The 23,675-nt window shown below is 41.9% G+C and carries 27 protein-coding genes; 13 read left to right on the forward strand and 14 right to left on the reverse strand.

All coding sequences use genetic code 11. The features are described from left to right. Both L1070_RS19730 and L1070_RS19735 read right to left on the reverse strand, forming a co-directional pair. On the reverse strand, positions 1 to 226 hold a 226-nt coding region (locus L1070_RS19730; RefSeq protein ID WP_237126843.1), incomplete at its 3' end, for a hypothetical protein. Positions 227 to 251: 25 nt separating this feature from the next. Further along, positions 252 to 500, reverse strand: a complete 249-nt coding sequence (locus tag L1070_RS19735) for a hypothetical protein (RefSeq protein WP_237126844.1) — start codon at positions 498 to 500, stop codon at positions 252 to 254. A 625-nt stretch (positions 501 to 1,125) separates the two neighbouring features. On the opposite strand from L1070_RS19735, the gene L1070_RS19740 reads away from it, so the two are divergent. Then, positions 1,126 to 1,593: a DUF2846 domain-containing protein gene (locus tag L1070_RS19740; RefSeq protein WP_237126845.1), complete on the forward strand. Its 468-nt coding sequence runs from the start codon at positions 1,126 to 1,128 to the stop codon at positions 1,591 to 1,593. 341 nt (positions 1,594 to 1,934) lie between these two features. Here the strand turns inward: L1070_RS19740 and L1070_RS19745 are convergent, their stop codons facing one another. Then, complete coding sequence (locus L1070_RS19745) at positions 1,935 to 2,153, reverse strand: hypothetical protein (protein ID WP_237126846.1); 219 nt, start codon at positions 2,151 to 2,153, stop codon at positions 1,935 to 1,937. Between the two features lie 83 nt (positions 2,154 to 2,236). Continuing rightward, positions 2,237 to 2,554, reverse strand: coding sequence for a septal ring lytic transglycosylase RlpA family protein (locus L1070_RS19750; RefSeq protein ID WP_237126865.1), 318 nt, complete (start codon positions 2,552 to 2,554; stop codon positions 2,237 to 2,239). Between the two features lie 253 nt (positions 2,555 to 2,807). Between L1070_RS19750 and L1070_RS19755 the strand changes: the two genes are divergently transcribed. Continuing rightward, a complete protein-coding gene (locus tag L1070_RS19755) occupies positions 2,808 to 3,611 on the forward strand; it encodes an alpha/beta hydrolase-fold protein (protein WP_237126847.1) in 804 nt (267 codons plus the stop codon). A gap of 61 nt (positions 3,612 to 3,672) precedes the next feature. On the opposite strand, the gene L1070_RS19760 is transcribed toward L1070_RS19755, so the two are convergent. Both L1070_RS19760 and panP read right to left on the reverse strand, forming a co-directional pair. Continuing rightward, positions 3,673 to 4,716 carry a sensor domain-containing diguanylate cyclase gene (locus tag L1070_RS19760; RefSeq protein WP_237126848.1) on the reverse strand — a complete coding sequence of 348 codons (1,044 nt, stop codon included), beginning with the start codon at positions 4,714 to 4,716 and terminating at the stop codon, positions 3,673 to 3,675. Positions 4,717 to 4,849: 133 nt separating this feature from the next. Next, a complete protein-coding gene (gene panP / locus L1070_RS19765) occupies positions 4,850 to 6,478 on the reverse strand; it encodes a pyridoxal-dependent aspartate 1-decarboxylase PanP (RefSeq protein WP_237126849.1) in 1,629 nt (542 codons plus the stop codon). 345 nt (positions 6,479 to 6,823) lie between these two features. Between panP and L1070_RS19770 the strand changes: the two genes are divergently transcribed. Both L1070_RS19770 and L1070_RS19775 read left to right on the forward strand, forming a co-directional pair. Next, positions 6,824 to 7,636, forward strand: a complete 813-nt coding sequence (locus L1070_RS19770) for a GGDEF domain-containing protein (RefSeq protein ID WP_237126850.1) — start codon at positions 6,824 to 6,826, stop codon at positions 7,634 to 7,636. Next, positions 7,599 to 8,279, forward strand: coding sequence for an EAL domain-containing protein (locus L1070_RS19775; RefSeq protein WP_237126851.1), 681 nt, complete (start codon positions 7,599 to 7,601; stop codon positions 8,277 to 8,279). Before L1070_RS19770 ends, L1070_RS19775 begins: the two co-directional genes overlap by 38 nt. On the opposite strand, the gene L1070_RS19780 is transcribed toward L1070_RS19775, so the two are convergent. From L1070_RS19780 to rph, 7 genes are all read right to left on the reverse strand, one after another. After that, positions 8,247 to 8,915: an SAM-dependent methyltransferase gene (locus tag L1070_RS19780; protein ID WP_237126852.1), complete on the reverse strand. Its 669-nt coding sequence runs from the start codon at positions 8,913 to 8,915 to the stop codon at positions 8,247 to 8,249. The two genes, L1070_RS19775 and L1070_RS19780, sit on opposite strands and share 33 nt — an antisense overlap. Continuing rightward, a complete protein-coding gene (locus tag L1070_RS19785; RefSeq protein WP_237126866.1) occupies positions 8,915 to 9,682 on the reverse strand; it encodes an ABC transporter permease in 768 nt (255 codons plus the stop codon). The genes L1070_RS19780 and L1070_RS19785 overlap by 1 nt, the downstream gene beginning before the upstream one ends. A gap of 2 nt (positions 9,683 to 9,684) precedes the next feature. Beyond that, positions 9,685 to 10,605 (reverse strand): ABC transporter ATP-binding protein, encoded by a 921-nt coding sequence (locus tag L1070_RS19790; protein ID WP_237126867.1) that lies wholly within the window; start codon positions 10,603 to 10,605, stop codon positions 9,685 to 9,687. 1 nt (position 10,606) lies between these two features. Further along, the gene (locus L1070_RS19795; RefSeq protein WP_237126853.1) at positions 10,607 to 11,230 is read right to left on the reverse strand and encodes a UbiX family flavin prenyltransferase; all 624 of its coding nucleotides are present in this window, start codon (positions 11,228 to 11,230) and stop codon (positions 10,607 to 10,609) included. Between the two features lie 12 nt (positions 11,231 to 11,242). Continuing rightward, the gene (gene mpl, locus L1070_RS19800) at positions 11,243 to 12,616 is read right to left on the reverse strand and encodes a UDP-N-acetylmuramate:L-alanyl-gamma-D-glutamyl-meso-diaminopimelate ligase (protein WP_237126854.1); all 1,374 of its coding nucleotides are present in this window, start codon (positions 12,614 to 12,616) and stop codon (positions 11,243 to 11,245) included. 204 nt (positions 12,617 to 12,820) lie between these two features. Further along, positions 12,821 to 13,465, reverse strand: coding sequence for an orotate phosphoribosyltransferase (gene pyrE / locus L1070_RS19805; RefSeq protein WP_237126855.1), 645 nt, complete (start codon positions 13,463 to 13,465; stop codon positions 12,821 to 12,823). A 23-nt stretch (positions 13,466 to 13,488) separates the two neighbouring features. After that, on the reverse strand, positions 13,489 to 14,202 hold the full coding sequence (gene rph / locus L1070_RS19810) for a ribonuclease PH (RefSeq protein WP_070983339.1): 714 nt from the start codon (positions 14,200 to 14,202) through the stop codon (positions 13,489 to 13,491). A 185-nt stretch (positions 14,203 to 14,387) separates the two neighbouring features. Here rph and L1070_RS19815 point away from each other — a divergent pair, with 185 nt between their 5' ends. The 3 genes from L1070_RS19815 (at position 14,388) to L1070_RS19825 (ending at position 16,669) form a co-directional block, all read left to right on the forward strand. Continuing rightward, the gene (locus L1070_RS19815; protein ID WP_070983338.1) at positions 14,388 to 15,248 is read left to right on the forward strand and encodes a YicC/YloC family endoribonuclease; all 861 of its coding nucleotides are present in this window, start codon (positions 14,388 to 14,390) and stop codon (positions 15,246 to 15,248) included. A 196-nt stretch (positions 15,249 to 15,444) separates the two neighbouring features. After that, complete coding sequence (locus tag L1070_RS19820; RefSeq protein ID WP_237126856.1) at positions 15,445 to 16,389, forward strand: integrase arm-type DNA-binding domain-containing protein; 945 nt, start codon at positions 15,445 to 15,447, stop codon at positions 16,387 to 16,389. Beyond that, positions 16,334 to 16,669 carry an efflux RND transporter permease subunit gene (locus L1070_RS19825; RefSeq protein ID WP_237126857.1) on the forward strand — a complete coding sequence of 112 codons (336 nt, stop codon included), beginning with the start codon at positions 16,334 to 16,336 and terminating at the stop codon, positions 16,667 to 16,669. Before L1070_RS19820 ends, L1070_RS19825 begins: the two co-directional genes overlap by 56 nt. A 295-nt stretch (positions 16,670 to 16,964) precedes the next feature. On the opposite strand, the gene dcm is transcribed toward L1070_RS19825, so the two are convergent. Further along, on the reverse strand, positions 16,965 to 18,263 hold the full coding sequence (dcm, locus tag L1070_RS19830; protein WP_237126858.1) for a DNA (cytosine-5-)-methyltransferase: 1,299 nt from the start codon (positions 18,261 to 18,263) through the stop codon (positions 16,965 to 16,967). Between the two features lie 87 nt (positions 18,264 to 18,350). Here dcm and L1070_RS19835 point away from each other — a divergent pair, with 87 nt between their 5' ends. The 6 genes from L1070_RS19835 to L1070_RS19860 all read left to right on the forward strand — a co-directional run. Then, positions 18,351 to 20,024: an AAA family ATPase gene (locus L1070_RS19835; RefSeq protein WP_237126859.1), complete on the forward strand. Its 1,674-nt coding sequence runs from the start codon at positions 18,351 to 18,353 to the stop codon at positions 20,022 to 20,024. Positions 20,025 to 20,036: 12 nt separating this feature from the next. Beyond that, positions 20,037 to 21,281 (forward strand): LlaJI family restriction endonuclease, encoded by a 1,245-nt coding sequence (locus L1070_RS19840; RefSeq protein ID WP_237126860.1) that lies wholly within the window; start codon positions 20,037 to 20,039, stop codon positions 21,279 to 21,281. Between the two features lie 264 nt (positions 21,282 to 21,545). Further along, positions 21,546 to 21,803 (forward strand): helix-turn-helix domain-containing protein, encoded by a 258-nt coding sequence (locus tag L1070_RS19845; RefSeq protein ID WP_237126861.1) that lies wholly within the window; start codon positions 21,546 to 21,548, stop codon positions 21,801 to 21,803. Next, positions 21,800 to 22,210 carry a hypothetical protein gene (locus tag L1070_RS19850; protein ID WP_237126862.1) on the forward strand — a complete coding sequence of 137 codons (411 nt, stop codon included), beginning with the start codon at positions 21,800 to 21,802 and terminating at the stop codon, positions 22,208 to 22,210. Before L1070_RS19845 ends, L1070_RS19850 begins: the two co-directional genes overlap by 4 nt. Positions 22,211 to 22,222: 12 nt before the next feature. After that, positions 22,223 to 22,822, forward strand: coding sequence for a hypothetical protein (locus tag L1070_RS19855; RefSeq protein WP_237126863.1), 600 nt, complete (start codon positions 22,223 to 22,225; stop codon positions 22,820 to 22,822). Positions 22,823 to 22,993: 171 nt separating this feature from the next. Then, positions 22,994 to 23,675, forward strand: a 682-nt coding sequence (locus L1070_RS19860) for a helix-turn-helix transcriptional regulator (protein ID WP_237126864.1), incomplete at its 3' end; no start/stop codon positions are given.

Below are 23,675 nucleotides of genomic sequence, written 5' to 3' on the forward strand. Positions count from 1 at the left end.
TAACGTTTTCAACAAGCCCCAACACCACGCCAAAAGCAACCAACTTCTTTAAGTCAAAGGTCTGGCCCTTACGTATTATTCTACCTAGAAAAAAACCGACAAAAGGGATCAGCTCCATAACGAACAAAATTAGGTATGCAAGCGCCATTTCTGTTAATGACAAAGCACCCAAACTAGAAAAAAAGATTGCTGAACTTACTAAAAAATAACCAAAAAATAAATACAATAACTTAACCTACCTCGTTTATATTTCACTCACAATTATCTATATTTAATTGGAATTTAAAAGTGTCAGAGTTGAAGCGCAGCACCTTCAAAAACGCTTCACCATTAACTTGATACTCATAAAGCTTTATTGTCTTAATTTCAAATACATTGGCTCCCTTCTCTCGCACCTCTAAAATTCTTAAATTCGTATAATAAGTTGCCGTCGCTATTTGCTCCCAGACGATAAAATCAGGTTGGTCACTCGCGCCATATTTTATGGCTTTTTCACCCACCTCTAACCTGCCTTTGGCGAGCCTAAATAAATCAAAAACCCCCCTCAAACAATACAATAGACAAACTCCTTGCAATCATAACCTTGGCTTCAACCTTTCCTCCTTTTGGTTCCAGAAAAAATAAAGAAAATGACAAAGCACAAACCATAATAATAGCCATGCAAAACTTCACTCGCCTCATCAAATTAGGCTGATAAACTTTAAGAACTAGCATTATTTACCTAGGGTTAATTCAACTTACTAATGAACTTTAAATTATTTCTAGCGGACTACATTCGCCACTACTTTTAGATATAGTTACAAGTATTCTCTCATATCAGGCTCCTTCGGTATTCAAGACTTTTACTGCTAAAGCTTAAAATCAAACTTCTAGATTTAGTTTTAATTACGCTGCACGTGCCAAATTTGGCTGTAATCGTTGTGCTCCATTTTAACGGAAAGCCGAAAGCGATCATTTATAATGCTCAGTCCCATCACTTTTTAAGCATTTCTAAACCTATTATCGACACATTGACATCCTAGTGCTAGCATCCCTACCCAATTAACACTTAATGAATGTAGCTGTAGTAGAGTTAATTTTTGCGTAATTCAAAAACACACTCTGGAAAGCTGCGATGAGAATACTATGAAAATGCGTATATTATTATGTTTGTTTACCGTTATTTTAGTAAGTGGCTGCGTGGCAACAGGCTCAAAGTTTAACGGTGAGCTGGCTCAAAAAAATGATCAAGCTTCGTTTTATCTATATCGCCCATCAAAGTTTTTTCAAGGTGGAACATGGCCTACTGTATTTATTAATGGTGAGGATAGGTTTACTTTAAAAAATGGTGGTTATATTCACACTTACCTTCCTCCAGGTACCCATACTATCAAAATTGGAAAAGCTCATTTTTTATCAAACTGGATGGGGGAAGATCTTGAATTTACAGTAGAGGTAGAGCCTGGTAAGCAGTATTTCTATCGTTTCGATATTGATTTTGGTAGTTTTGGAGGTGGAGGAAATTACATAACAATTTCTGGTTCAATCGGAATATTGCCAGTTAATGAGGATGAAGCGCTTAAATCTCTATCTGAGCTGAGATCTAGCATGTAACTACTAGCACCGACAACAGGGCAGTTATGAATGATCCTAAAAAAGCGCGAGTGTAACACTTATACTCGCGCTTTTTATTCCATAACCTACTGGGAGTTTTTTACTAAGCGTCTATTTTTTCTTCTTTCTCTTTTTTCTTTTTACGCTCGTCTTTTAACTGCTTTTGTTTTTCTTTTCTAAGCTCTCTTTCTTTTTTTCGAGCCTCTTTTTCAGCTTTTCTGCGCTCCTTAGCGAGCGCTTTCTTATCTTTTCTGACGTCTCGTTCGTGTTCCGCTTTATCTTTGCGCGCTTCTCTTTGCGCCTAGTCTAACTCTTTTCTGCGCTCTCTTTCATGCTCGGCTTTATCTTTGCGCCTCGCCTAAGTCTTTTCTGCGTTCTCTTTCATGCTCGGCTTTGTCTTTGCGCGCTTCTCTTTGCGCCTCTGCTAACGCTTTTTGTTCATCATGTTCTGCCGACGTTTCGTTACTGGCATAAAGCACCGATGCGTCACTTTCAGCACTTGCAGAAGCGTGATTAAACAAACTTAAAATTGATAGTGTTACTACTGCAAATAATTTCATAATCTTTTCCTACTAGAAAAAGCAACAATGTCCAATCTAATTGACTGAAATTAATCTTGCCTGAACTGACCAATATCTTCGATTCACCTGATCACCTCTATTTCAACTTCAATCACCCCAACACTGGTATCCGCAATATCAGAAAATGCCGATCTAGATAAGTCGATAATCCGCCCTTCAATAAATGGGCCCCTATCATTTACTTTAACAACCGTGCTTTTGCCATTGCTCACATTCGTCACTCTTACTTTAGAGCCAAAAGGTAGGGTTCTGTGCGCCGCAGTTTTTGCTAATTGATTGAAACGTTCGCCACTTGCGGTTTTACGAAATTGGTATTTCATCGCATAAAAAGAGGCTTTTCCTCGCTGTGTATAGCCAATTGAGGATTCTTTAGAGTGCATAGCAATACTAGAGCAACCAAGTAATAAAATAGTTGAAGTTGAAGCTGCAGCTGCTAACAACTTTACATACATATCCGTGTCATTCCTTCTGAATAAATCTTCGCACTATAGCATCGTGGAATCTTAGTAAACCTAGTATGAAGCGGCCACTATTCTTTGAGTTTTGCAGCCCAAAATAATTGCTGAGTGTTGCTTTAAGTGATACAAGTAAAAATAAACTGCTGATACAGCAACATAAAAAGGATGTGTAATTTTGAATAAACTATTTTTTGTCATATTGGCTTTTATCTCAGCCAATGTGAGTGCCTCGAACTTTCTAAACCTTGAACTACCTCAATCTCGCTTAGTGACCGAGACACCAAAAATAACGATTGCACTACCCGCCTCATATAAAGCCGATAAAACCAAACGCTACCCGGTAATGTACGTGTTGGATGGTGAGTTAAATGGTGAATTGGTTTATGGAGTTTTAGATAGGTTACATGCCTCTAAAGGCGCGAATGAACACATTATTGTGGGAATTAGCAGCGCGGATCGATTAAGAGACTTTGCACCGACCGTTAATAAAGACCCTAGAGGCCCGGTTGGCGCAGGTGGTGGCGCTGATAAACTATTAGATTTCATACAAAAAGAGTTAATGACAACGATTAATGCACAGTACCGTACGTCAAATCATAACGTGATTGCAGGTCACTCTATCGCGGGTTTATTTGTGATGCATACTTTCCACACGCGCCCTACTCTTTTTCAGGCGCATATGGCGTTTAGCCCCGCAGTTTGGTGGGCTGCGAGAGAAACAGCGCAAGCAGCAAAGAAATATGTACTTTCTGACGATGATGTAGGCACCTTTTTGTATATGAACATCGGCAGCGAAGGCGGTGAAATGCGCCAAGTATACGACGACTTATCACAAACAATCTTAAGAAATCGCTCCACTGATCTAAGTCTACACCTGAACTCATTTGACAGCGAAGATCACGATTTCACTATGGTTGCAGGTTTATACCACGCTTTGAAAGCACTGCATGGTTATCAGCAAAGTACACAAAAGCTATAAAAAAGATAAATATCAGCGTGGTGTTCGTTACACAAATATGTACAACGAACACAGCCTGAGGTTACTGACTTACCACTACCCGATTGCGCCCTTGTGCTTTGGCGTCATACACCGCGTGATCAACCTGCTTAAGCGAATAGCTAAAAGGTTTTTCTAGCACCACCTTGGCGACCCCACAGCTAACGGTGACTTGAATATAATGATGCGCCGTTTCAATGATATTCCTTTCAACACTCAAGCGCAGCCTTTCGGCGACTTCTTGTGCGCCAGCCAACGGTGTATTAGGAAGTAACACGATAAACTCTTCACCGCCTAAGCGACAAAGACTGTCTTCAGCTCGCAAGGCTTGCAGGCAGCACTGGGCAAACTCTTTTAAGACCACATCACCAATTTCATGGCCGTAGCTATCGTTAATACGCTTAAAGTGGTCAATGTCTAGCATCACCACGCTCAGCGGCTCTGATGCACGAATATGGCGGCGGATCTCTCGGTGTGCACTATCCATCAGGTAGCGACGGTTTTTTAGGCCGGTCAGCGCATCTTGAAAAGCCAATTTGGTCAATTGTTGTTGCAAGGTCCACAGTTCATTAACCAAAAGCCGACGGCTACAACAATCAGCCACCATCTCAGCATAAGCTATCTCTGCACTTTGCCACTGCCTCAAAGGCCCACGGCCTTCAAAACACACAACCCCATGAGGAATACCGTTTTTAAATATGGTGGTATCAAGCATGGTAGTGATATGGTTAGGAAGCAGGTAATTGTTTTTAAATTCAGCTGTGCGTGGGTCTGTGGCGGCATCATGAGCGTCTATCGAAATGCCTGTAGTAATGGCCTTGAAATAATTTTGGTATTGCTCACACAGCAGAATGGGATAATCATCTGCGTTAAGGTCATTATCCCACTGGGTATTGGCTACATTGATCAGCTTTTTGGGGTCAGAAATATCATCAAAAAGCCATACTGAAACTTGATCAACCACTAAGGTTTCTTTGCCTTCTCGGATCAAATCCAGTAAAAAACTTTGATAACTACCCGATACATCTAACTCTTCAGAACTCATGCGCCTTAAACGTTGAGTTACTTCACTGAGATCAATAAACATAGTAAGCCATTTATATTTAAGTCATTTGATGTCTATGAGCCTTGCTCACTTATGATCATAATACCTAAACAGCAAACAAATGGGTAAGTATTTATACACAATTATTTTAAAGGTGAACTACGATACGAATAGCTTACTGCATATATTTTGCCAAGTATTTTTTAAATACCGGGTCTGTTTTGGCCAACTGTTTTTGCTCTTCTAAAATATTTTGTAAAATACTATGTGATGTCAAAGGATTAGCAAGTACCACACGAAATACCACGGTCGGTTGATGGTCATATTGCTCTGGTGTTAAACGTGTACGCGATACAAACGAGATCCCCGCTTCACGCTGACGCTTTTGCATGCTGGCAGTAAAACGATTGAGCGCCGCGTAGATATCAATGCGCTCTTGTTCGTCCGCTTTGGCAATGGCATCACGAATTTGCGTCGGTACATAACGGTAGGTCAACAAGCATAACTCTGGCTCTGAGATCAGCTCAAAGTCAGGGTCTTGTTTGATTAACTGGGCAAAATACTTCGCTTTTTCAATACCTTTATCAATCAACATTTCATAGCCTTTGCGGCCAATTACACGTAGGCAAGCATGTACCAACATCGCCATACCAGGGCGACTGCCTTCTAATGTGTGACTGCCTAAGTCTTTCGAGCCTTTACGAAGAATGTATTCGGCGTGGTGTTCAATCGCATCAGAGGCAGCAGGGTCTTTAAACAACACTAAGCCCGCGCCCATCGGTACGTACATTTGTTTGTGCGCATCAATGGTGATTGAATCAGCGCGCTCAATGCCATCCAATAACTTTCTGTTGTTACTAGATAATAAAGTAGCGCCACCCCAAGCGGCATCAACATGAAAGTGACAGCCAAGCTCTTCACTCAAATCAGCCATCTCATTGAGGGGATCGATATTGCCGGTTTCAGTGGTGCCAGCCACTCCCACCAACGCCATCACTTTAATGCCCTGCGCTTCTAGTGCTAAAGCCTGTTCACGCATTTTATTCACATCAACCTTGTTGTTGGCATCCGTTTCAATGGCAATGAAATTGTCTCGACCTAGCCCCAACACATCAGCAGCTTTACCTAAAGAGTAGTGACCACGTTCAGAAACCAGCACCGCCAATCCTTTGTAACCGTAATGTAGCATCGCTGCCACGACACCTTGCGCGGCAATGCCTTTAAACTGCCCATCGGCTTTTAACAGACGGTTTCGAGCAATCCACAACGCGGTAATGTTGGCAATGGTGCCCCCTGAGCAAAACGCGCCCAAAGAGGTGCTCGCGCTGTGCATCCACTTGTCATAAAACTTGTCTGACGCGCCATAAGCCAAATGGTGCATCATGCCCAATACTTGTCGCTCTAGCGGCGTGAACGCTTTGGAGGTTTCTATTTTTACTAGGTTCTGGTTTAAACCCACCATCAATTTTGACAGTGGCAACACAAAGTGTGGCAATGCTGAGGTCATGTGACCAATAAAGCTCGGGGCTGCGGTATGCACAGAATGCGCAACAAGCTGCTCCATGATGTCTTGTGCGTAATCCGACACAAACATGGGCTCTTCAGGGATCACAGCCGATTGAAAGTCCTTTTCAATTTCATGCAAAGGCTTTTCAATCGCGGCGATATTCTCATTTAAGAAACCCGCAAGATTATTTGAGATCTCTAACTCTATCTTACTTAGAGTGGAGTCAGGCGCTTCTGGCACCGTAAAAATACGCATCAAACTTTCTTCAGAAGCGACAGCACAACGCTTTGGACCCATTACATTACCCAATGTTTTTATGGGCCACGGCAAAGTGTCCCACCAGCTTGTTATTACGAAATGGCTAACTTTACTGTAAGTTAGCCACAATGTCTCCTATTGTATAGCGAAAAGTCTTAACTTGACCCTGTTTGATATGACATTTTGATGTTGTCATAACGACAGTTCTTTGAATTTTAGACCACCATAACAGCCGTGTTTTTACGTCTAATCACTGTTACAAAACTTCACACTATTCATATATTTAAAAGCAGTCTAGACTTGTATCCAAATATTCTGTTGGTAAACTCTGAGGCTACATAAAGGCAAAGTTTACTTCTTTGGAACATACAGATAAGGATCATTATGTACAGGAAGACTTCTGCGATGACGTGGTCTTTGGTTGGGTTTTTGCTATTTATCTCCAGTTTAATTGGCTACGTGGCTTACACATACCAATCTACCCGCCAAGCCATTATGGATAACATTGATAAACAGTTGTTGCACGCAGCCAAAAGTGCACAGCTGATTATGGGTGACGACTACCACACCCAACTCGGTTCAGTCTCCCCACATGAGTACCAGCAACAAAGTGCTCAGTTGACCGCGCTTGCTCAAGCGGTAGGCGTGGAATATGTATACACCATGATCTATCGTGCTCCCGATGTTTACTTTACTGCATCTAGCTATACCAAGAGCGACCTCAGGCACAACAGAGTCACTCAGTTTCTGGATCGCTACGAAGAAGCCACCGCCATCAATAAGGCCGCCTTTCGCTCCACTGAACCTGTGTTTGAGGTATCTAAAGATCAATGGGGGCATTTTAAGAGTATCTTTATCCCGTATATTGCACCAGACGGTACGCCGTATATTACTGGTGCGGATATAACGATTGGTAAAGTCGATGCACTGCTGCAAGAAAGTGTGACTAAAGCCACCCTCACCGCGAGTTTTTTCTTCTTTATTGCTGTGCTGGTTGCGGCTTTATATTTGCAGTTATATCGCAAGTCGATGAGTACCGACCCGCGCACGGGGTTTGCGAATCGTGTCGCACTCGAACGCGATCTCAGTAAAAAACAAGACCAGCATCTAGCATTGGCAATTGTGACGGTTGATGAGCTAGAAGACATCATTGGCTTTTATGGCACTCAAGTCGGCGATCTTGCAACATGGCTGTAGCGCTCGGATCATCACCGAGCAAGGCGCCATACTAAAAACCGAGAGTTTTAGTGAAGTGGTGCGTCAGTCTCGTCTGCAAAGTAAACTCACGCGCAGCATTTTTACCCAGTGTATTACCCACTTTAGAAAAACCACCTCGGCTTGGAGCATCAAACTCAGCTTTCAAGACGCCACCGATCCACAGTTGCTTGATTTTATCGATCAGGAATTGCGTCGCTACCCACAACCGCAGCTCATTACCTTTGAGCTTGATGAAAAAGATGTACTAGATAACTTTAATGCCATGGCGGTGTGTATCAATGTACTCAAAAGCAAGGGCGTAAAAGTGTCTATCAATGCAGTCAGTAGCGGTTTACTCACGGTCAGTCGCGTGATGAAACTCAATATCGACATGTTATTGCTTGACGAGGCGCTCACCACTTACATCGCCGAGGATGAGCAGGTGTTTGAATTTATACAAAACATAGCCAAGCTCTGTGGCGATAAGCACATTCTATTGTTGGTTGCGGGGGTTGAGTCTGAACAGCAATATGCTCGGCTGAGCGAAGCTGGCGTTGATTTGGTTGAGGGCCCCTACATTGCAAGAGCGGCCCCACATGTTTGTAATAAATTACGGCAGCTTAACAACCAAGCGCGTGCTTGATTGGCCGCTGGCCCAATACTTACGCTCAAACGGTGTAATAGCCATATCACTGTGATATGGCTCTACCGGCGTTGGGTGTCCCGCTAATTGCAGCGCGCGGGCAAACTCCTTTACGTAAATATCCCAGTTACTGCGCACCTCAAGCAAACCGCCAAGCTTAACAATAAATGGGAACACTGCCGCTCCATGCCAACGACGTTGGATATGTTTAGCCTTTGGCCAAGGGTTTGGATACAACAAATAATGGTGTGTTGGTTGCCAATTGGCAGCCACCGCTAAACGCCAAAAATCGTTGAGATCCGCCTGTACCAGCACATATTGCCCCGCATCCGTTTGCTTATACTCTACATCGTGTTTTTCAAGGCGATGTGACGACTTATCAATACCTATCACTAAAGCGTTTGGATGTAGTTTTGCAAGATTGGCGGTACTTTCTCCCACACCACAACAGGAATCTAAGATAATCGGACCATTAAATGCCTGAACGCACGCATTAACTTCGTCAAAGGCGCGTTGCGTATGTTGTGCTACAGGCTTTTTAAATTCAGCCTTTAAATGCTTAGTGACTATTTCGTCCAGCTTGTCGTGCAAGCTAGGCTGGTTTGAAACAATGCTTCTTGAATTTGCTTCACTCATCAGTGACGTAACCCTACTCCCCGGCGGATCAAACTCAGCGCCAGAATAAATAATCCAGAAATAAACGCGAATAATACCGCAAATGACGTGTAAATGTTCACATCAGATACCCCTAAAAAGCCATATCTGAAGGCATTAACCATATAAATAATGGGATTAACCTGAGAAACGCCCTGCCAAAACTCTGGCAACAAGGTGATTGAATAGAACACCCCACCAAGATAGGTCAGCGGTGTTAACACAAATGTGGGAATAATACTGATGTCATCAAAACTGTTGGCGTACACGGCGTTGATCAAGCCACCCAAAGCAAACACTGCGGAGGTTAAAATCACCGTCGCAATAATCACCCCAAGGCTATGAATTTGAATATCAACGAAAAATAGCGATACCAAGGTAACAATCAAGCCCACTAACATGCCACGGGCCATACCACCGCCGATATATCCCAACACAATGATGTAGTTAGGCACAGGCGCAACCAATAACTCTTCAATACTCTTTTGAAATTTAGTGGAATAAAAACTTGAAGCCACGTTGGAATAGGAGTTGGTAATAACCGACATCATAATAAGACCCGGCACAATAAACTCCATGTAACTAAAGCCACCCATTTCGCCAATTCTGGAGCCTATCAAACTGCCAAAAATCACAAAATACAAGGTCATGGTGATGGCTGGCGGCACTAGGGTTTGCACCCAAATGCGCAAAAAACGGATACACTCTTTGATCCAGATACTTTTTAGTGCAACACCGTAGCGGGTGATATTCATGCTGTGCGCCCCTGTTCTAATAATCCAACAAACAACTCTTCCAAACGATTGGCCTTGTTACGCATACTCAATACCGTATTGCCTTGCGCACTCAGTTGCGTAAATACCTCATTAAGCCCTTGAGATTTAGCCACTTCTACCTCAAGCGTGTGGTCGTCCACCATAGCGAATTGATAACCTGTAAGGGAAACTGGTTGAATAGGCGCTTTTAAATCCAGTACAAAGGTTTCTTTGTCTAATTTGGCCAGCAAAGCTTTGATGGTGGTGTTTTCAACAATCGTGCCTTTATCAATAATGGCGATGTTTTTACACAACAACTCGGCTTCTTCAAGGTAGTGCGTAGTCAAAATAATGGTGACGCCTTGCTTGTTTATCTGGCGTAAAAAGTCCCACATTGAACGGCGCAGTTCAATGTCTACCCCAGCGGTTGGTTCATCTAAAATAAGCAACTTTGGCTCGTGCATCAGCGCTCTGGCAATCATCAAACGACGCTTCATACCGCCCGATAGGGTACGTGCCTGTTTGTCTTTTTTATCAAATAAACCAAGCTGTTTGAGGTACTTTTCAGCACGCTCATGGGCCAAAGCGCGTGGCACACCATAGTAACCCGCCTGATTGACCAAGATCTGATTAAGCGTTTCAAATTGACCGAAGTTAAACTCTTGTGGCACAAGACCAAGCTCCGACTTGGCGTCTTCCAAAGCGGTATCTATGCTGTGGCCAAACACTTCAACCTGCCCCTCGGTTTTATTCACCAATGACGCAATAACCCCGATGGTGGTTGATTTACCCGCGCCATTGGGGCCAAGCAGCGCAAAAAAGTCGCCCTGCTCTACTTGCAAGTCAATGCCTTTTACGGCCTCAACGCCGTTTTTATAGACTTTTTTCAAGCCTTTGATATTCAGTGCTATCGTCATATTAATGTTGTTCTCCATAACCCCAACGCTTGGTTAGGGTATGTTCGATATGTAAATGATCTAAAATACGAGCCACCATAAAATCGACTAAATCCTGAATCGACTCGGGTTGATGATAAAACCCAGGTGCCGCAGGCATAATGGTGACGCCAAGCTGGCTGAGCTTGAGCATATTTTCAAGGTGAATCGAGCTAAATGGGGTTTCTCTGGGAACCAAGATCAGTTGCCCGCGCTCTTTTATCACCACATCGGCGGCGCGCTCTAACAAGTTGTCTGACGCGCCCATGGCAATGGCTGAAACCGACCCTGCACTACACGGGCACACCACCATTTTTTTCGGCGCAGCCGACCCAGAAGCTACGGGGCTAAACCAGTTATCTTTTCCAAATACTTTGATTTGCTCGGGCTGTGCTTTGTACAGCTCAGTTAACTGCTCAGTCGCTTTTTGCTCGTTACCCGAAAGTTTGATACCCGACTCCGTGTCTAACACCACCCGTGCGGCACTGGAGATAAGTACAAACACCTGATAATTCATCGCTACGAGTACTTCCAACAAACGTAGCCCGTAGGGTGCACCCGATGCACCGCTAAATGCCAAAGTAATGGCTGGTTTAAACTCGCTCACATTAGTACCTACTTAGTTAAATTTTTGCTCAAGCGCATTGAGTAACTTTTGATGCAAGCCGTCAAAGCCACCGTTACTCATGATCAAAATATGCTGACCTGACTGCGCACGTTCACATACCTGAGCAATGATATCGTCAATATTATCGCTACACTGGCGAGCCGCTTTTTGTGCCTGCTCACGAAGTGACCAGCCTAACCCTTGCGGTTCAAACAGGTAGGCTTCATCGGCCTGCGTTAGCGAATCCAGTAAGGTGCTTTGATGCACCCCCATTTTCATGGTGTTTGAACGCGGCTCTAAAATTGCGATTACAGGCTCATCGCCCACACTGGCTTTTAACCCCGCCAACGTGGTTTTAATGGCTGTGGGATGATGCGCAAAATCATCATAAACACGTACACCGCCTACCTCACCTAATAGCTCCATACGGCGTTTAGGCGATTTAAACTCACTCAGTGCGTCAGTGCTTACGGATACAGGAATACCCACATGGCGTGCGGCCGCAATCGCCATCATGGCGTTTTTAACGTTGTGCTCGCCAATGGCCGACCAATTCACCACCCCTGCTAATTCACCCTCAAGGTATACCTCAAATTGCGAACCATCATTTTGTAGGAGCTTGTACGTCCAATCACCGTTTAGGGTTTCTTGTTGGCTCCAAAAACCACGAGCGACCACCTCGTTTAACGGCGTATCGTCCGCAGGATAAATGGCTTTACCTTGCGATGGTAAAGTGCGTAATAAGTGGTGGAATTGCGTTTGTATGGCATTCAGATCTGGGAAAATATCCGCATGATCAAACTCAAGGTTGTTCATAATCAAGGTGCGCGGCAAATAGTGCACAAACTTACTGCGCTTATCAAAAAACGCCGTGTCGTATTCATCCGCTTCAATCACAAAAAATGGCGTATCGCTGATGCGTGCCGACACCCCAAAGTTTTGTACTATGCCACCAATTAAAAACCCCGGTCTAAGCCCTGCATATTCTAACAACCAAGCCAACATGCTGGCGGTGGTGGTTTTACCATGGGTGCCCGCCACCGCAAGCACCCAAGCGTTTTGCAATAAATTGTGTTTGAGCCATTCGGGGCCAGAAGTATAAGGAATGCGCTGTTCAAGCACATATTCAACACACGGGTTGCCACGGCTCATCGCATTGCCAATCACCACCATATCTGGCGCAGGATTAAGCTGCTCAGGGTCATAGCCTGTCGTCAACTCAATGCCTAACGATTCAAGTTGCGTACTCATCGGCGGATACACATTTTGATCTGAGCCGGTCACTCTAAATCCTAACGCCTGTGCAATGGCCGCAATGCCGCCCATAAACGTGCCGCAGATCCCTAAAATATGTATGTGCTGTTGCTTAGTTTGCTGACTTGCCATGAAAATAATTTGCCTTTTCTAATATTTATACCGCCATTGGCAGGGTGTCTACTATGCCAAATTTACACGCAATAAACCAATTTTGGCCGAGCAAAACAGCTATGCGCAATCGGCAATAATAACCGCTTATACTGAACTTTTTATGAGTTTAGATAAAAAAAATGCCAGTATTAAACTGGCATTTTTTCCTATTTTACCGAGCGATTACGCAACACCGTATTGGTCACGGTAAGCTTTTACCGCCTCAAGGTGCTCAGCCATACCACCTTGCTGTTCAAGGTAAGTGATCAAATCGGCAAGTTTTACGATAGACACCACTTGAGTGTTAAAGTCGCGCTCTACTTCTTGAATCGCAGAAAGCTCAGCTTTACCTTTTTCTTGGCGATCTAGTGCAATCAACACACCTGATAAATCAGCGCCTGCCTGTGCAATGATTTCCATTGACTCACGAATTGCAGTGCCTGCGGTGATCACATCATCAACCAACATGATACGGCCTTCAAGTGCCGACCCCACCAACGAGCCACCTTCACCGTGCTGCTTTTTCTCTTTACGGTTAAAACAATAAGGCACATCTTTGTTGTAGTGATCCGCCAACGCAACCGCTGTGGTCGTCGCAATTGGAATACCTTTGTATGCAGGACCAAATAGTACATCGTACTCAATACCCGCATCTTCAAGCGCTGCGGCATAAAAACGACCTAAGCGCGCCAAATCACGGCCTGTGTTAAACAAACCAGCGTTAAAAAAGTAAGGGCTGGTACGGCCTGATTTTAGTGTAAACTCACCAAACTTAAGCACCTGCTTTTCAAGGGCAAATTCAATAAACTCTTTTTGATATGCTTTCATGTCTTACCTATTTAATAAACGAGTTATGCTAGTGCTTTTTTCTGTAAATCGATGATTTCTCGAATTGAGTGCTTAGCCAAACCAAGTAGCTCATCTAGCTCTTCAAACGAGAACGGTTCACCCTCTGCGGTGCCCTGTACTTCAATCAGTTTACCCGTTTCGGTCATGATGACGTTCATGTCAGTTTCGGCTTCTGAATCCTCAAGGTATTCTAGATCAGAAATCGCTTCACCGTTGTACACACCCACAGAAATTGCCGCAATCATAAACTTAAGAGGATTGTTGTTGATCATCCCTTTAGCACGCATATGCGTTAATGCATCAACCAATGCAACACATGCACCGCTGATTGATGCTGTACGCGTGCCACCGTCAGCCTGAAGTACATCACAGTCGATGGTGATGGTGTTTTCGCCAAGCGCTTTTAAATCAACCGCAGCACGTAGTGCTCGGGCGATCAAACGTTGGATCTCCATCGTACGGCCGCCTTGCTTGCCTTTGGCCGCTTCACGGTTATTTCGTGTATGAGTAGAACGTGGCAACATACCGTATTCAGCGGTGATCCAGCCTTTACCTTGACCTTTCATAAAACGAGGCACGCCCGCTTCAACAGTGGCAGTACACAATACTTTGGTGTTACCGAACTCTACCAACACCGAGCCTTCGGCGTGCATTGTATAGTTGCGGGTAAATGTTACCGGTCTAATTTGGTTTGCTGTTCTTTCGCTTGGACGCATCCACGTTCCCCTAAATTCAGAATTTTATCTATTATAAAGGCTCAACCGATACGATGCTATGCGTTAAGCTAATAAATTGTTGTGACCATAACCGATAAAATTTGCTAATTATTTCCTCTGTCGCCTTGCGCGCTTTATAAGCTATAATGGCGCAGCAAAATTTGTTAATAGATTAGGAACTTTACATGATCCATAGTATGACCGCCTACGCACGCCGAGAAGTTAAGGGTGAATGGGGCACAGGGGTTTGGGAAATTCGCTCGGTTAACCAGCGCTACCTAGAAACCTTTATCCGCGCACCTGAACAATTCCGTGCCATGGAGCCGGTAGTACGTGAACGCCTGCGCAAACACTTACAGCGCGGCAAGGTAGAAGTGTATTTGAAGTTTACCGCCAACCCAGCCCACGTGGGTGAGCTGTCTATTAATGAAACCCTTGCGGAGCAGCTGATCAAAAGTGCCAAGTGGGTACAACAACAAAGTCAAGGTGATATCAACCCCGTTGATATTCTACGTTGGCCCGGCGTAATGGAAGCGCAAGAAGTTGACCTAGACACGGTAAACAGCGAACTACTTGCGGGTTTTGACGAACTGGTTGAAGACTTTAAAGCCGCTCGCGCCAGCGAAGGTGAAAACCTAGAAACCATGATCACCACCCGTTTAGACGCCATCTTAGAGCAAGTTGCCATTGTTGAAGGCCACATGCCAGAGGTGAACAAATGGCAACGCGAAAAGCTCACCACTAAGTTAGAAGAGCTAAAAGCTGAAATCGACGAAAACCGCCTTGAACAAGAGCTTATCTACCTCGCTCAAAAGCAAGACGTCGCCGAAGAGCTAGACCGCCTAAAGTCACACGTTAAAGAAACCAATAAAATCTTGAAAAAAGGCGGCGCATGCGGCCGACGTTTAGACTTTATGATGCAAGAGTTCAACCGCGAGTCAAACACCCTCGCCTCAAAATCAATCAACACCGAAATCACCAACGCTGCGGTTGAATTGAAGGTATTGATCGAGCAAATGAGAGAGCAGATCCAAAACATCGAGTAATGTTTCAGGCTGTTTCTGAGCGTTAAAATAGCCTTTAAAATCTGGTTGTTATGAGTTTTACGTGTTTCAACCTGTTGCCCCGAATTGCTCTTTGTAATTAAAAAATGATGGCAGAAATGGTGGCAGATTTTGAAAAAATTCAAAATTTGCCCCAAACTTTAAAAATCTGCCACCACTTTTATTGTAAAGGTATGATATGGCAAACAAAATCAACGCTCAGCAAATTAAGTCTTTAATCAAAACGGGTAAAGTAGGCTATCACTCAATTGGGAATAGCCTCTATATTCGAATCAGTAAAGAGCGAAGCGCTTTTTGGGTGGTTAGATATACAATTCATAAAAAGCGCAGAGAAATAACCTTCGGCAAATACCCCGATGTTTCATTGGCTGAGGCACGCTTAAAATCAGCGCAAATTGTGCTTGATGTGAAAAATGAAAACATCGACCCTCAAGCCGAGAAAATGCGCCTCGATAACGAAACCTTAAAAACCGTCAATGATCTTGCCGAAGACTGGCTGCAAGAATGCGAAAAACGCTTAAAGCACCCAAATATCCCTAGACGTATTTATACCAAAGATCTTGCCCCTTATTTTGGTGGGTTAGCAATCGAAAAAGTAAACCCTAGAGATATTCGCGGCGCGATACAACGCATTGCGCAAAGTGACCGCCCAAGCATTGCAAATGACGCGCTCATGTACTGCAAGCAGCTATTCAGACACGCAATTAAGCTAGATTTACGCACCTCAAACCCAGCTGAAGCATTTAACGTGTCAGATGCGGGCGGTGTAGAGCGAAGCCGTAGCCGCGCCCTATCACTTGAAGAACTAGAGAAAGTGTATCAATGCCTGCGGGAAAATTCTGACCAATTTACCCGCGACAACTATTTAGCCTTTTCGCTGCTACTTTGTTTAGGTGTTAGAAAGGGTGAGCTAATCGCTGCTAAATGGACTGAATTTGATTTTAAAGAAGCGCTTTGGCATATTCCACAGGAGCGCAGCAAAACAGGCCGAGGCATCACCGTACCATTAAGCTCCATCGTCATTGAATGGCTCAAAGAGTTGCAAATACGTGCGTTTGGCTCTGACTATGTTTTTCCAAACCGCAGAGCCAGCAAACGTTTTGGGCATATCAGCCTTACTTGAGAGCATTCAGAATGAATTGGAAAAAGGTGTTGAACATTATGAAGCTATTTTTAACAGTGCGCTTAGTAGAGCAAAACCAATAATATTAACTACCATCACGACTATCTTTGGGCTCATCACCCTCTATTTTGGAGGGGGCGCCATGTGGGAGCCGTTGGCTATTACCATTATAGCAGGCCTGTTTTTTTCAACAGTGTTGACTCTGGGTGTTGTTCCTGTCTTGTATGCATGTTTATACAAAGTTCAGCCCAACCTCACAGGAGTTAGTGCGCAGAGCTAACTCACCTGCCAAAACTCTTGAAAATTAGGTTGTTTTGTATAAAAACACTAAACGCAATTATGATCATCATAGTGAGCTTGCCCCTTTGCTTTATGAGACATACGGCTAAAGATAAACGCCATCAACAAAGTCGAAAACACATGTGCGGCTGGGGCACTTACTGTATTTAGGCTTAATGTTTGCGCCTATAACTTTATTTAATAGGTTTAATTTGAAAAGAGCAGTGAAATTCAGTTTTTTATTTGAATACATTTTGGAAGAGAGACTTAAGCTCCCCCACCAAAATTGTCGTGAATTAAGATGCTTTCTTAATGTTGCAGTACTCTCTGGCACCGTTCAGAGCGCTAGTGACTTGAAATGCTAAAGCATCAACGACTTTCATACAAACAGAATTACCAAATTGTTTGTAAATCTGGCCTTGAGAAACAGCATCTACAATATATTCTTCAGGGAAGCCTTGTAATCGAGCACACTCTCTTGGTGTTAGCTTTCTCGGGCGTTTACCGAGCTCTGATTGATCAATTAATATTTCAGAACCATCTTTATAGTAACGAGCACTTATTGTGTTTGTATATTCGCTTTCAGCATTGAATAGTGAGTAACCAAAGCCATTACCTTTCGTTTTATGCTCTTCTTTTCTGCGCTGATGGCCCGCCCAAAGTTTTTCCGATATCGTGAATTTATCATCACTCGGAGCTATTTCGCTTAAGTCTTCTAATATATCACCTACTTTAGTCGGTGTTTTAGGTGGTGTTGGCCATTTAAATAGTTCATCGAAATTACAGCCTTTAAAGTGGCTTTTATCAAACCCGACTATGAATACGCGCTCTCGATTTTGAGGTGATCCAAAGTCACCAGCCCTAAGTACTTTAAAATCAACCCAATAATTTAGTTTCTCTGAAAGTGCATGTCTTGTTTCTTCACTTAAAGGTACGTCGTCCGGTATCTCTAAGTCAGAGTTGCCTTTTAAAATATCTAAAATAGTTTTTAAAGTACGGCCTTTATCATGCCCTTGGAGCTGCTTTACATTCTCAAGTACAAAAGCTTTAGGTTTTTTTTCAGTAAGGATTCTTTGAATCTCGAAGAACATTGTCCCGCGTGTATCATTAAAGCCTTGTTTTAGACCTGCTTGAGAAAAAGCTTGGCAGGGAAAACCACCAAGCAAAATGTCATGATCGGGAATATCAGATGCAGCTATCTGGGTTATGTCGCCATTAGGCATTTCACCAAAATTGGTGAGATATGTTTTTTGTGCAAACTTATCCCACTCAGAAGTAAACACACAATGCCCACCGAGCTTTTGAAAAGGCAGTCTTATACCCCCAATCCCAGCGAATAGGTCTATAAATGAAAACTCAGACTGAGATAAAGGTTTCTGTTTAAATGGTGCGTTATCTAGATGAGATTTTAATTCTGATTCTAGATTGAGAATATCAAGTAGCTTTTTTGATGTAGGCTTGTGTTCACCAGTTTCCCACCCTCTCACTGTTCGCTCACCAGTAGAAGCCATACCAAGTAAATTCGCAAATTCAGTACGGCCTAAACCTAAGCTTTCTCGTATACTTTTGATTTGACTTGCTATATCGTTATTCATTGAAACATTACTCGTGATGCTATTAAACTTGTCCGGTTTTAATCCTGGTGAATATAGCACTGTACAAATGATCAGGCAAGGGAAACAATGTTAAAAGATCTTTCTACTTTACGTTTTGAAGCAATAGATAAAGTGCAAGCTAATATTTTTAATGAAATTAGCTTATCAAGCACGGATAAAGAAAAAATTTATTTAGAGTTTATTGACTACTTTACTAACTTGCATACGAGTCTCCTATCTGACTCTATTAAACTTGTAAATAAAAGCAAACAGACAGCATACATTCCCTTTAGTTGGTTTGCTCGTTTACAACAGTGTGTTGGTTTTATTGAAGGGCTAATTGAGTACTTAGTTGTTTTAGATAAAGTCAAAAACGAATCAGGCGTTGATCTTAAGGTATTTGAATCGCTGCCCTCCTTAATTTGGAGGTCAAAGTTTTCTGATGATGATTTAGATAAGCTGTATATTTTTCTTAGTAGTAACTTGAGTGCAGAAGATATATCGTCTTTTGAAGATTTCTTAGAGGGGCAAAGCTGGCTAGAAGTTAAGAATGAAGAGAAAGGGGAGTTACAAGGACGAAAACTGGCAAGAAGAAATGATGAAATAATTGCTTCAAGTGTAATCAAAGTTTGCTCTCTCATCCAAGAAAATTCAGGAAAAATAGAGTTACTTATTGAGTTATTGAGCGAAAAGCCTAGCCTTAGAAAGTTCTTAGAAAAAAAGAATACCATCCCTGATGGCGAGGTACTTCGAAATACCACAAGTATAGAAGACAAAGCCATATTTCAGTATGGCTCCAGTGCTGACAAAGGTAGCAATAAAATTTATTATGGCGCTCCAGGTACTGGAAAAAGTCATTGTATAGATAAAATAACAGAAAATCATTGTCGTTATGTAACTGTGTTTCACCCTGACACGCAGTATAGTGATCTTGTAGGTGCTTTAAAGCCTGTTATGGTCGATGCGAATGGTGAAAAAAAGATTTCTTATGAGTTTAGGCCAGGACCGTTTACCAAAGCGCTTATAGAAGCGCTAAACGATACTAGTAAACATGTTTATCTTGTAATTGAAGAGCTTAATCGAGCACCTGCAGCAGCTGTTTTTGGTGAGATATTTCAGCTACTAGATCGAAATTTGCAGGGTGAAAGTCGATACAAAATAGAAGTATCAGATCCCGATATGCTGCTTCATATTAAAGAAAACCTAAAAGAACCAGATAAGTTTAATAAGCTTTACTTACCAGCAAACTTCTCAATTCTAGCTACTATGAATAGTAGTGATCAATCAGTCATGCCTATGGACACTGCCTTTAAAAGGCGTTGGTTATTCGAATACTTACCTATAGATTTTACTAAAGTTGGTAATGGTAATTTTAAATTTACACTTGCTGATGGTGCGCAGATAGAAGTGCCTTGGAAAGTATTTGCAGAAGTTGTGAATGATTCCCTGTCTTCTTTGCAGGTCCCAGAAGATCGCCTCTTAGGCCATCGTTTTGTGTCTGATGATGAGCTTGCGACCATTGAGGAGGCGAATAATACATTAAAAGGTAAAATATTAGTTTATCTCTGGGATGATGTGCTTCGTCATGGAAAACGTGATGTGATTTTTAATACATCAAAAGTTAGTACTTTCGGTCAGTTATCACATCAATTTGGAGAGGGTGAGCCTATCTTTTCAGATACATTTGAGGCCCAGTTACTAGAGGCATTAGACAAAACTAAAGAAGTCCAAGAAACAGCCGCAAATAAGCAACCGGAATAGATGTAATTAAAAATGCATAAATTACACCTATTTGAAGACAGGCAAAGTATTGTAAAAGCAATGCCCAAGAAGTTAGTTCATAATTTGAGTAAGCTAGGGCTTCTTTACGGTAATGGGCAAAAAGTAATGTTTTGTGGCTTAATTAATTTTGATGATCAAATTGCTGTATTCCTTCCACGGAATAGCGATTTTGTAGAAGTTGATGAATTAAGTACAAGGAAAGTATGTGCGACACTTTTGAAAGCACTTAAGCGTTATTTAGATGACAAAGACAACGCTATAAATGCTGATGAATTAATTGATGAAGGCATATATGGACAAGAATACTTAGGTTTTATTTTTGCCTTATTTGAAGACTACTTCAACAATGGTCTTTTTACACGTCGGGTATCTGAAAGGAAGGTAAATTCAGGTAAAGTAGATTGGAACCGTACTATTAAACAATCTATACCGTATATGTCTGCTGACAGTCCTGTTTATTTAAAATTAGCTGGTTCTATCAAGCGAGTATATTCCAACTGTGAAACTGCGAAGATTCATGCTGAAATCTTACGTAAATTAGATAAAAAAATAGGGTGGTTAATTAATGATGATGGAGCTATAACTAAACAACTTATCAATATTCCTGTTTCATCAATGGATAATGATGCGAAGATCTATCATCTAAATAATGAGTTAACAAGAGCATACTCTGATCGTGATATTTATCTAATCAAACAGTTAATTAGTTACCTTAAATTGGAAAGTATGTCACAGAAAAGTGACTTTTCTATTGGTGTTAAAAGGTTTGAGGGTATGTGGGAGTATATGCTGTTAAAAACGCTTAAAAACGTATTTCCTGTAAACAAGAAGCTAGCTAAGCCAGTATATAAAATAGATGGTGAATTGAAATTGGCTAGTAGGAAAGGACAAAGAACCGATATAGTCCTTAGAGATCCTGAAACTGGTGATTTTACTGTTATTGACGCTAAATATTACTCAGCAAAAAGCGTAGAAACGGCTCCTGGCTGGCCTGATCTTGTTAAGCAGATTTTCTACGCACACGCAGTTAAATCAATTTATCCAGAAAGTAATGTTTCTAATATGTTCATTTTTCCTGGTAAGGCTGGCATTATTCAATCAGTACATATGGCTAAACCTAGCGCTAAGAAAATTCAAGAAGAAGACTTGCTTGATGAATACCCTGTGATCTCCTGTACATTCCAAAATCCTATAAAGCTATTAATGGTATTTGTTTCTGGCAGGTACATGAACTAACAGTGATTTAATCATCTCATTAGCACAAAAACATATTTGTCCAGACTGCGATGAATCTGTGCCTCTACCATTGTAAACAGAATGTTGACTTTTTGGCTGTTTACCAATATCTTTACTACCATGTTTGTTCAGGCTGAATTCATTAATTTTTCTATCATTGATAACGTTGACAATTCCTTTCAGTTTGAATCTCAAAACAGCGTTGTTAACAACATGTACATTAACTGTGGAAAATCTCCCCATTAATAAAAAGGACAGGGACACGTGATAAATGGTGATGATTTAAGAGCGATGCGGGTCAATGCGGGCATATCCCAAGATGGGATGGCTAAAAAGCTCAAATGTGATAGAAAAACCATCATAAATTACGAATTAGGTGTGAGTGATATTCGTTCAAAACAGCTTTTTTTGTGGTTTTTATATTGTAAGATAGACGCTGGATCGTTATTAAATGAAATTAAACAGATCCGCGATATCACCAACAGTAAAGAAAAACCCAACTTACAGGATGAAGAACAATGAACAAGTTAAGCCTACACCGTGTATTTAACTCTATGAATTTATTTATCAAGGTGAATGGGAAACACAAGGAAATAGCAAAAAGCGATTGTGGTTTGGTAGCGGGTGGACTTTCAGCCAAAAAGCGCCCTAGGGTTTCTAATAGTACGGAAGTTTTAGCTGACAATGTAGTTAAGCCAACTAAATCACAAAAACAACCGCATGAGCTTTCGACTGAACAATGTACATTTGTGCCTGGTGGTGTTAACCCTCACAAAAGACCTAAAGCTGCTGCCACTGAAGCTAACTTTGTGCCCTATGAGTTAAATATTAGCACATGCACTCTTGTATTTGGAGGAACTGCTAAAAAAAGACCTAGAGCTGTATCGGAGGGAGCTAGCTTTACACATATCATTCCCACGGAGACCTAACAAGGATAGAAAATGAAACTTTCAGACCTAATTTTACTCAGCATAGCATCATTGGCATTTTTTTATATTCAACTTTGGGACGAACACATTGTCACTCCTTTATATTTGTCATCATTGGCTATTTGTTCACTCTATGGTTTTTACGCAAAGAACCTTAATATTGCGCATATAGCTGGATTTATTTTCGTTTTAAACACAGCCGCTTACGCAGTTTTCGAACTAGGTATAATCAATGATGTAACACCAGAAGAAAACAAAATACTCCAAAGTTCCCTTATTTATGGTGTTCAACTTTTTTTCAGCCTAACTACAGTTCTGGTACTGATATTTAGAGTGCAGCTCTCGCGAGTATTTTCCAACTCAAAAAGCATTGAGCTAATACACTTTGACGGCATCTTCCATTGGGTTTATTTATATACGTCATTGGTTTACTTTCTAGCCTTGTTGGAAGACCTAGCATTTGTCTTATTTGATATGAAATCTTGGACTTTAATATATGACAACTTTGAAGGGCTAATTTATATTTCATGGGCGCTATGCTGTGGTGCTTTGCTAACCATGATGATTTGTGAAGCCAAGTCGAATCGTTCTGGTGAGGCTAATGCGCTATAAAACACTAAAAGATGAAAACTCTTTTTACTTCTAACTCAACAACATGTTAGCTCTTTATGTTTGCCTTGATGACGATGGCTGGTCACCTCGATTTGCAGCAAACGACCGAGTAATACCAAAAAGTTGGCTTAGCTTCCCAGATTCTGTTGTTTTGTAAAATGGGTTTAACGCATGATTGATGGCGAAGATTTAAGGGCATTGCGTGTTCAAGCGGGTATTACACAGCAAGACATGTGTAAAAAGCTTGGCTGTGATAGAAAAACCATCATCAATTATGAGTTGGGGGTAAGTGATATTCCCTCAAAAAAGCTGTTTCGGTGGCTGCAATGCTGCAAGCTTGACCTCGGTGTGTTGCTCGGCCAAATCAAGGCGATTCGTGAAGATGCCCATGATAGTGGCAGAGCTAAGGTACTGGACTTTGTTACAATGGGCTTTGTGTTAAGCCAATTTTGGAGCCATATAATTGTTATTCCAATCTATCTATCATTAATAGGCATTTGTATGGCTTATGGCTCATACAAGAAGAATATAAATATGGTCCACATTGCTGGGATTATTTTTACTTTAACTGCTTTAAACTTTGTAATTTTTGAGTCAAGCTTAATCAATGCAGTAACACCTGACGATAATGCCGTGTTACAAAGCTTTCTTATTTTCGGTACTCAACTGCTATTCAGCCTCGTTGTTGTATTTCTCTTGGTATTTAGGGTGCAGTTTTCTAGGCTACTGTCCAAATCAAAGGACATTCAATTAACCCACTTTGATAGTATCTTTTATTGGATTTATATCTACACATCAATAGTCTACTTATTAGCTCTACTAGAAGATTTAGCCTACATACTCTTTGACTTAA

Origin of the sequence: Pseudoalteromonas sp. MMG022, from assembly GCF_021654245.1 — a bacterium.
GTDB lineage: Bacteria > Pseudomonadota > Gammaproteobacteria > Enterobacterales > Alteromonadaceae > Pseudoalteromonas > Pseudoalteromonas amylolytica.